9 protein-coding genes are annotated in these 8184 nt (G+C 69.1%); 8 read left to right on the forward strand and 1 reads right to left on the reverse strand.

The genetic code is table 11. The features are described 5' to 3' along the window. Positions 1-499, reverse strand: a 499-nt coding sequence (locus tag ENN83_RS05410) for a hypothetical protein (protein WP_287184945.1), incomplete at its 3' end; no start/stop codon positions are given. On the opposite strand from ENN83_RS05410, the gene ENN83_RS05415 reads away from it, so the two are divergent. The 8 genes from ENN83_RS05415 (at position 474) to ftsZ (ending at position 8114) form a co-directional block, all read left to right on the forward strand. Beyond that, a complete protein-coding gene (locus ENN83_RS05415) occupies positions 474-1661 on the forward strand; it encodes an APC family permease (RefSeq protein ID WP_287184947.1) in 1188 nt (395 codons plus the stop codon). The two genes, ENN83_RS05410 and ENN83_RS05415, sit on opposite strands and share 26 nt — an antisense overlap. A gap of 43 nt (positions 1662-1704) precedes the next feature. Beyond that, on the forward strand, positions 1705-1965 hold the full coding sequence (locus ENN83_RS05420) for a DUF2484 family protein (protein WP_287184949.1): 261 nt from the start codon (positions 1705-1707) through the stop codon (positions 1963-1965). Then, positions 1962-2228: a hypothetical protein gene (locus ENN83_RS05425; protein ID WP_287184952.1), complete on the forward strand. Its 267-nt coding sequence runs from the start codon at positions 1962-1964 to the stop codon at positions 2226-2228. The genes ENN83_RS05420 and ENN83_RS05425 overlap by 4 nt, the downstream gene beginning before the upstream one ends. Further along, the gene (murB, locus tag ENN83_RS05430) at positions 2225-3157 is read left to right on the forward strand and encodes a UDP-N-acetylmuramate dehydrogenase (protein ID WP_287184964.1); all 933 of its coding nucleotides are present in this window, start codon (positions 2225-2227) and stop codon (positions 3155-3157) included. Before ENN83_RS05425 ends, murB begins: the two co-directional genes overlap by 4 nt. Positions 3158-3242: 85 nt before the next feature. Then, the gene (locus ENN83_RS05435; protein ID WP_414707625.1) at positions 3243-4121 is read left to right on the forward strand and encodes a D-alanine--D-alanine ligase; all 879 of its coding nucleotides are present in this window, start codon (positions 3243-3245) and stop codon (positions 4119-4121) included. Next, entirely contained in the window at positions 4109-4987 is an 879-nt protein-coding gene (locus ENN83_RS05440; protein WP_287184958.1) for a cell division protein FtsQ/DivIB, read from the forward strand. Before ENN83_RS05435 ends, ENN83_RS05440 begins: the two co-directional genes overlap by 13 nt. After that, positions 4984-6318: a cell division protein FtsA gene (gene ftsA, locus ENN83_RS05445; protein WP_287184961.1), complete on the forward strand. Its 1335-nt coding sequence runs from the start codon at positions 4984-4986 to the stop codon at positions 6316-6318. The genes ENN83_RS05440 and ftsA overlap by 4 nt, the downstream gene beginning before the upstream one ends. 176 nt (positions 6319-6494) lie before the next feature. Then, positions 6495-8114 (forward strand): cell division protein FtsZ, encoded by a 1620-nt coding sequence (gene ftsZ / locus ENN83_RS05450; protein WP_287184962.1) that lies wholly within the window; start codon positions 6495-6497, stop codon positions 8112-8114. Positions 8115-8184: the final 70 nt, after the last annotated feature.

Consider the following 8184-nt stretch of genomic DNA (forward strand, 5'->3'; position numbering starts at 1 on the left):
CGATGATGCGCTTTCCCTCATGCGCAGCGTGACACGCAAGCATTTCGGGCCGTCCCATACCGCGCTGGCCCCCTTGGCGGAGTTGTCGCTGGACCATGTCGATCAGGACGCGGTGGTCGCGCTGTTCGACGACGTGATCGCGCGGATGGAATCCTCGCCCTCGGACGATCTGGTGGCGCTGGATCAGGACGGGTTGAATGTCTTTCGCGACATGCTGCGCGAGGTGAAAGAATTTCGCGCCGCGATTGCCGAAGCCTCGACCGACGCGTTCCGCGAGGTGCTTGAGGACCGATTTGCCGAAAGCCTTGGCAGCACGGGGCTGGCGCTGGGCAGGTTCATCGAGACATCCTCCGAGGCCGCAGGCAAGGCCGGAGCAGCGGTGGACCGGGCGGACCGGCAGTTCAAGCGGGTGAAATCGCTGGCCGATATCGTCGCGGCGATCCGCAGCGCCCTCGAGTCCTTGGGGGCATCGGATGACCCAAACCCTCAAGCGGCGCATCGAGCCTGGCCTTCTGACGGCTTACGGGGTGGGGGTGATCGTGGGGGCGGGCATTTATGTGCTTGTCGGCGCGATTGCGGGTGTGGTGGGGGTGTGGACGCCGCTGGCCTTCCTGCTGGCGGCGCTGGTCGCGGCGCCTGCGGCGCTGTCCCATGCGGAACTCTCGGCGCGCATCCCCGAGGCCGCGGGCGAGGCGTCCTGTGTCGAGCAGGCGCTGGGGCTGCACGGGCTGGCGGTGGCGGTGGGACTGGCTATCGTGCTGGCGGGCACGATTTCGGCCGCGGCGGTGCTGCGCGGCGGCACGGGCTATCTGGTGGCGGTGCTTGGCCTGCCTTTCGCGCCGCTGATGCTGGCGCTGGGGGGCGGGCTGGTGCTGGTGGCGGTGCTGGGGGTTCTGGAAAGCCTTGTCCTGGCCGCGGTGCTGACGGTGGTGGAACTGATCGGGCTGGGGCTGGTGGTCTGTGCCGGGCTCCTGGCCGCGCCGGTGGAGGACTGGATCCGGCCGGGCCCCTTGCCGCTGGCGGGGCTGGGGCTGGCCACGGTTCTGGCCTTCTTCGCCTTCATCGGTTTCGAGGACATGGTGAACATGGCCGAGGAGGTCGCCGACCCCGCCCGCATATTGCCGCGCGCGATCCTGCTGGCGCTGGCGATCACGACGCTGGTCTATGCGGTCGTGTCCATCGTGACCCTGCGCGCTGTGCCCGTGGCCGACCTGGCCGCGAGCGAGCGCCCGCTGGCGCTGATCTGGGAGCGGGGCACGGGCGGGTCGGCGGGGTTCCTGTCGCTGATCGCGGGGGCGGCGGCGCTGAACGGGGTGCTGGCGCAGGTAGTGATGGCCGCGCGCGTGCTGTTCGGGCTGGGCCGGAGCGAGGCGCGGCTGGCGGCATTCCACCATGCCCATCCGCGGTTTGGCACGCCAGTTCTGGCAACGCTTGTCGTGGGTGGCGCGGTGCTGGTCGCGGCGCTTGTGCTGCCGGTCGCGGCCCTTGCGGGGGCGAGTTCGGTCGTGCTGCTGATGGTGTTCGCGGTGGTGAACCTGTCGCTGATCGTGCTCAAGCGCCGCGCGCCCGAGGCGCCGTTCCGGGTGCCCGCCTGGGTGCCCTGGGCGGGTCTGGGCGGGGCGCTTGCGGCGCTGGTGCTGTCGCTTGGGGGGCTGGCATGAGCGGGGCGGGGGACATCCGTCGCGCGGAGAAGGAGGCCACGCCATGACCGTTTCGCTGATCCTGGCCTGTCTGTGGATCGTTGTCGCGGCCGGGCTGGGGATGCTGCCTCGGCGGTATCACTGGCCCGCGGCTTATGGGCTGATCGCGCTGGGCATCCCGCTGCTGGGGTATGTCACCTATCAGAACGGCCCGATGCTGGGCATGGTGGCGATGGCGGCGGGGGTGTCGGTGCTGCGCTGGCCCACGCTTTACCTGCTGCGCTGGCTCGCGCGTCCCCTGCGCCGCGGCCGGCGCGAGGAATGACCGTATTGCTGGTCTTTGCCGGTTGGGCGGCGGGGCCGATCGTGGTCTATGCTGCGCTGTCGCACGGGTTGCGCCGGGCCTTGCCCGAATTCCTGGCGCTGATCGGGGGCTATTCGGTCTTCGTCCGGCTGACCTGGGCGGCGCTGGTCCGCGTTGCGGGCGGTCCGGTTGCGCCGATGTCGGTGATCGGCCCCTGGGCGGGCGTTGCGGTGCTTTCGGGGCTGCTTTATGCCCTCGGCGCATGGATCGGACGCGACAGATGACCCCGATGCCCGCCGCGCGCGGCAGCCTGACACCGGGCCGGCCGCTGGCCGATCTGACCTGGCTGCGCGTGGGCGGGCCGGCGGACTGGCTGTTCCAGCCTGCGGATGCCGAGGATCTGGCCGCCTTCCTCGCCGCCTTGCCCGCCGATGTGCCGGTATTTCCGATGGGGGTGGGCTCGAACCTGATCGTGCGCGATGGCGGGATCCGCGGCGTCGTGATCCGGCTGGGCCGCGCGTTCAATGGCATTTCCATCGAGGGGTGCCGCGTGCGTGCCGGGGCGGCGGCGCTGGATGCCCATCTGGCGCGGCGTGCGGCCGAGGCAGGCGTGGACCTGACATTCCTGCGCACCATTCCCGGTGCCGTGGGGGGGGCGGTGCGGATGAATGCGGGCTGCTACGGGCGCTATGTGGCCGATGTCTTCGTCTCGGCCCGGGCGGTGACGCGGGATGGCCGGATCGTGATGCTGGACGCAGCCGATCTGGGCTTTCGCTATCGCCAGACCGACCTGCCCGAAGGCTGGGTGCTGATCGAGGCCACATTCGAGGGACCGCAGGGCGATCCTGACGCGCTGGAGGCGGCGATGGCCGATCAGATCGCGAAACGCGACGCGAGCCAGCCCACGAAGGAGCGCAGCGCGGGGTCCACCTTTCGCAACCCGGCGGGGTTCAGTTCCACGGGGCGGGCGGATGACAGCCACGCGCTGAAGGCCTGGACGCTGATCGACGCGGCGGGGATGCGCGGCGCGCGACGGGGCGGCGCGCAGATGTCGGAGAAGCATTCGAATTTCCTGATCAATGCCGGGCGGGCAAGTGCGGCGGATCTGGAAGGGCTGGGCGAGGAGGTCCGAAAAAGGGTTTTTCAAAATGCCGGAATACAGTTAGAATGGGAAATCATGAGGGTCGGCGAACCGGCCCCTGACAACGAATAGGCGAACGGGGCCGACAGACGCCCCGGGACAAGAGGCAAAGGTGGCGGGCAGGTCGAGCAGGACAGCCCTCCGCGTGGCGGTAGTGATGGGTGGCCCCTCGGTCGAGCGCGAGGTGTCGCTGTCTTCGGGGCGCGAATGCGCCCGGGCGCTGCGTGGGGAAGGTTTTGACGTCGTCGAGATCGACGCCGGGCAGGATCTGCCCGCGCGTCTGGACGAGTGTGCCCCCGATGTCGTGTTCAACGCGCTGCATGGCCGCTGGGGCGAGGATGGCTGCGTGCAGGGCCTGCTGGAGTGGCTGGGCCTGCCCTATACCCATTCGGGCGTTCTGGCCTCGGCGCTGGCGATGGACAAGCAGCGGACCAAGGAGGTCTATCGCGCCGCGGGTCTGCCGGTGGTGGACAGCGTGATCGCGCGCAAGGCCGAGGTCGGCGCGCACCATGTCCTGCCGCCGCCCTATGTGGTCAAGCCCAACAACGAGGGATCCTCGGTCGGCATCCATATCGTGCTGGCCGATGCGAACACGCCGCCGCGGATGGGCGAGGACATGCCTGATCTGGTCATGGTCGAAGCCTATGCACCGGGCCGGGAGTTGACCGTGACCGTCATGGGCGACCGGGCGCTGAGCGTGACCGATATCCTGACCGACGGCTGGTACGATTATCACGCGAAATACGCGATGGGCGGCTCGCGCCATGTCGTCCCGGCCGAATTGCCCGGCGAGGTTTTCGATGCCTGTCTGGATTACGCACTGCGCGCCCATCGCGCGCTGGGCTGCCGGGGGCTGAGCCGCACGGATTTCCGCTGGGACGAGGCGCGCGGGCTGGACGGGCTGATCCTGCTGGAGACGAACACGCAACCCGGCATGACGCCCACCTCGCTGAGCCCAGAACAGGCGCGTCATTGCGGGATATCGTTCGGCGCGCTCTGCCGCTGGATCGTGGAGGATGCCTCATGTGCGCGGTGATCCTGCCGCCGCGCGATCCGGCGCCCTCGCGGTTGACCTACCGGATGCAGCGGCTTTGGCTGACGCCGCTGTTCCGGCTTGCGGTGCTGCGCGGGCTGCCGCTGGCGGCGGTTTTGGCGATCCCGGCGCTGTGGTTTTCCGATGCCGACCGGCGGGCCGAGGTCGCGGGGCAGATCGCCGACATTCGCCGCCAGGTCGAGACGCGGCCCGAATTCATGGTCAAGATGATGGCGGTCAAGGGCGCCTCTGCGCTGATCGATGCGGAGATCCGCGAGATATTGCCGCTCGACTTCCCGGTATCCTCCTTCGATCTGGACCTGCAGCATATGCGCCGGACGGTCGAGGCGCTGGATGCCGTGGAGACCGCCGAATTGCGGGTGCGCCCGGGTGGCGTGCTGGAGCTGAAGGTGGTCGAGCGGGTTCCGGCGGTGGTCTGGCGGGGGGCCGCGGGGCTGGAACTGCTGGATGCGCTGGGCAACCGGGTCGCGCCGATCGAGACGCGCAGCCTGCGCGCCGATCTGCCGCTGATCGCGGGCGAGGGCGCGCAGCGTGCGGTGCCCGAGGCGCTGGCGCTGGTCGCGGCCGCCGCGCCGATCGAGGAACGGCTGCGCGGGCTGGTGCGGGTAGGCGAACGGCGCTGGGACGTCGTGCTGGACCGCAACCAGCGCATCCTCTTGCCCGGGCAGGACGCGGTGGCGGCGCTGGAGCGGGTGATCGCGCTGGATGGCGTGACCGACATGCTGGGGCGCGACATCGCGGTGGTCGATCTGCGCAATCCGGGGCGGCCGACGGTGCGGCTGGCGCCGGACGCGGTCGAGGAATTCAGGAAGATCAGAAGATCAGGGGCAGGAGCGATCAACGGATGACTGATCTCTACCAGGCGCAGCGGGCGATGCGGCGGATGCGCAAGCAGGCGATGGACCGGGGCGTGATCGCGATCCTGGATGTGGGCAGTTCCAAGATCGCCTGCCTTGTGCTGCGCTTTGACGGCATCCGGCCGGTGGGCGGCGTCGAGCAGATCGGCGCGCTGGCGGGCCAGTCGCGGTTCCGGGTGATCGGCGCGGCGACGACACGTTCGCGCGGGGTGCGTTTCGGCGAGATCCACGGCATGCACGAGGCCGAGCGCGCGATCCGCACCGCCGTTCAGGCCGCGCAGAAGATGGCGCAGGTGCGGGTGGATCATGTGATCGCCTGTTTCTCGGGGGGCGAGCCGCGCTCCTACGGGCTGGACGGGCAGGTGGAGCTTGCCGACAGCATGGCGACCGAGGCCGATATCGCGCGTGTGCTGTCGGCCTGCGAGATGCCCGATATCGGCCCGGGGCGCGAGGTGCTGCATGCCCAGCCGGTGAATTTCGCACTGGACCATCGGTCGGGGCTGGTCGATCCGCGCGGGCAGACCGGCAACCGGCTGGCCTGCGACATGCATCTTCTGAGCGTGGATGCGGGCGCGATCCAGAACCTTGTGCAATGCGTCAAGCGCTGCGACCTGGAACTGGCGGGGCTGGCCAGTTCGGCCTATGCCGCGGGCCTGTCGGCGCTGGTCGAGGACGAACAGGAACTGGGCGCGGCCTGCATCGACATGGGCGGCGGGGCCACGGGGCTGTCGATCTTCATCAAGAAGCACCTGATCTATGCCGACAGCGTGCGCATGGGCGGCGAGCATGTCACCTCGGACATTTCCAAAGGGCTGCATGTGCCGGTCGCCACGGCCGAGCGGATCAAGACGCTGCATGGCGGCGTGGTCGCGACCGGGGTGGACGATCGCGAGATGATCGACCTGGGCGGCGACAGCGGCGATTACGAGCGCGACACGCGGCGGATCAGCCGGACGGAACTGATCGGCATCATGCGCCCGCGGGTCGAGGAGATCCTGGAAGAGGTGCGCGTCCGGCTGGATGTGGCGGGGTTCGATCATCTGCCCTCGCGCCAGATCGTGCTGACGGGCGCGGGCAGCCAGATCCCGGGCCTCGACGGGCTGGCGGCGCGCATCCTGGGCCAGCAGGTGCGTTTCGGCCGACCGCTGCGCATCCAGGGCCTGCCGCAATCGGCCACGGGGCCGGGATTCGCGGCCTCTGTGGGCTTGTGTCTGTTCGCGGCCCATCCGCAGGACGAATGGTGGGATTTCGACATCCCCGCAGAACGCTACCCGGTGCGCTCGTTGAAGCGGGCGGTCAGGTGGTTCAGGGAGAACTGGTAACCGCGAAATGTGGCACGATAGGCGAAATCCCGCGTATCAACCTCAAGGCGGTTGCACATTTTGTGTGGGAACCGTGTTTTTTTGGTGACGATCTGTGAGCCCTTGCGTAGAATTGCGCAAGATTTAGGGGAAAACGCCCGGCGGGGCACTAGAAAAGACAGCAGGCGGAAAAACCAATGGCTTTGAACCTATCCATGCCCGAGCAAGACGAGCTGAAGCCCCGGATCACGGTCTTCGGTGTCGGTGGCGCAGGCGGCAACGCCGTCAACAACATGATCGAGAAATGCCTTGAGGGCGTCGAGTTCGTGGTGGCGAATACCGACGCACAGGCCCTCAAGCAGTCGAACGCGCCGCAGCGCATCCAGATGGGGGTCAGGGTGACCGAGGGTCTGGGCGCAGGCGCGCGGCCCCAGGTCGGCGCGGCCGCGGCCGAGGAATCCATCGAGCAGATCGTCGATCACCTCGCCGGGGCGCATATGTGCTTCATCACCGCGGGAATGGGCGGCGGCACCGGCACCGGCGCGGCCCCGATCATTGCGCAGGCGGCGCGCGAACTGGGTGTGCTGACGGTGGGCGTTGTGACAAAGCCGTTCCAGTTCGAGGGCGCCAAGCGGATGCGCCAGGCCGAGGAAGGCGTGGACGCCCTTCAGAAGGTCGTCGATACGCTGATCATCATCCCGAACCAGAACCTGTTCCGCCTGGCCAACGAGAAGACCACCTTTACCGAGGCGTTCTCGATGGCCGATGACGTTCTCTACCAGGGCGTCAAGGGCGTGACCGACCTGATGGTGCGGCCGGGTCTGATCAATCTCGACTTCGCCGATGTGCGCTCGGTGATGGACGAGATGGGCAAGGCGATGATGGGCACCGGCGAGGCCAGCGGCGAGGAACGCGCGATCCAGGCCGCCGAAAAGGCGATCGCCAACCCGCTGCTGGATGAGGTCAGCCTGAACGGTGCCAAGGGCGTGCTGATCAACATCACCGGCGGGTACGACCTGACGCTGTTCGAACTGGACGAGGCCGCGAACCGCATCCGCGATGTGGTGGACCCGGACGCCAACATCATCGTCGGCTCGACGCTGGATCCGGAAATGGAGGGCATGATGCGGGTGTCGGTTGTCGCCACGGGCATCGACGCGGCCGAGAAACCCGCCGAAATGCCGGTTCCGCGCCGCCCGATGAGCGAGCCTCTGCACCGGCCCGCGGCGGCGGCGCCCGCTGCGGCGCCCGCACCGAAGGCTGCGGAACCGGCCGAGACCCGCCCCGTTGCGGCGCAGTCCCCCGCGCAGGAGCCCTCGCTGTTCGAGGGGTTCGACCCGGCCGCCGCGGCGGCTGCGGCCCAGGCACCCGTGGATGCCGCGCCGGACGATGTTCCGCCGCCGGCCTACCAGCCTGCCGAAGAGATCGAGCCCGAAGCCGAGGCCGCCTTTGTCGCGCCGCGTCCGCGCGCGCCCGGTCAGCCGACGCCCGAGGCGATGGCGCGTCTCGAACGGTTGCGCGAGGCCGTCGGCAAGGCGGCGCCCCGCCAGGAGGGCAGCGCCCCGGTCACTGCCCAGCGCGCCGCGCCCCAGCCGCAGGCCGAGGAAGGCCGGGGCCGGTTCGGCATCGGCGGACTGATCAACCGGATGTCCGGCCATGGCCCCGGCGCGGCCGAACGCGGGCATTCCCCGAGCGTGCGCCATCAGCCCCCGGTCTATGGCCGCGGGCCTGCGCTGAACCATCGCGACGAGGAAGAGTTGGATCCCGAACAGGAACGCATCGAGATCCCCGCCTTCCTGCGCCGTCAGGCGAACTGAGCGGGCGTCGTCGCCGCAAGCATGTCGCAAGGGGCCGGGAAACCGGCCCCTTTCGCATGTGCGGCCTGTC

The organism is Rhodovulum sp. (genome assembly GCF_011048875.1).
Classification (GTDB): Bacteria; Pseudomonadota; Alphaproteobacteria; order Rhodobacterales; family Rhodobacteraceae; genus Rhodovulum; species Rhodovulum tesquicola.

Bases quoted from the DNA above. Each gene is read 5' to 3' on its own strand.
- ENN83_RS05415 (WP_287184947.1), top strand. From the start codon at position 474: ATGACCCAAACCCTCAAGCGGCGCATCGAGCCTGGCCTTCTGACGGCT.
- ENN83_RS05420 (WP_287184949.1), top strand. From the start codon at position 1,705: ATGACCGTTTCGCTGATCCTGGCCTGTCTGTGGATCGTTGTCGCGGCC.
- ENN83_RS05425 (WP_287184952.1), top strand. From the start codon at position 1,962: ATGACCGTATTGCTGGTCTTTGCCGGTTGGGCGGCGGGGCCGATCGTG.
- murB (WP_287184964.1), top strand. From the start codon at position 2,225: ATGACCCCGATGCCCGCCGCGCGCGGCAGCCTGACACCGGGCCGGCCG.
- ENN83_RS05435 (WP_414707625.1), top strand. From the start codon at position 3,243: ATGGGTGGCCCCTCGGTCGAGCGCGAGGTGTCGCTGTCTTCGGGGCGC.
- ENN83_RS05440 (WP_287184958.1), top strand. From the start codon at position 4,109: ATGTGCGCGGTGATCCTGCCGCCGCGCGATCCGGCGCCCTCGCGGTTG.
- ftsA (WP_287184961.1), top strand. From the start codon at position 4,984: ATGACTGATCTCTACCAGGCGCAGCGGGCGATGCGGCGGATGCGCAAG.
- ftsZ (WP_287184962.1), top strand. From the start codon at position 6,495: ATGGCTTTGAACCTATCCATGCCCGAGCAAGACGAGCTGAAGCCCCGG.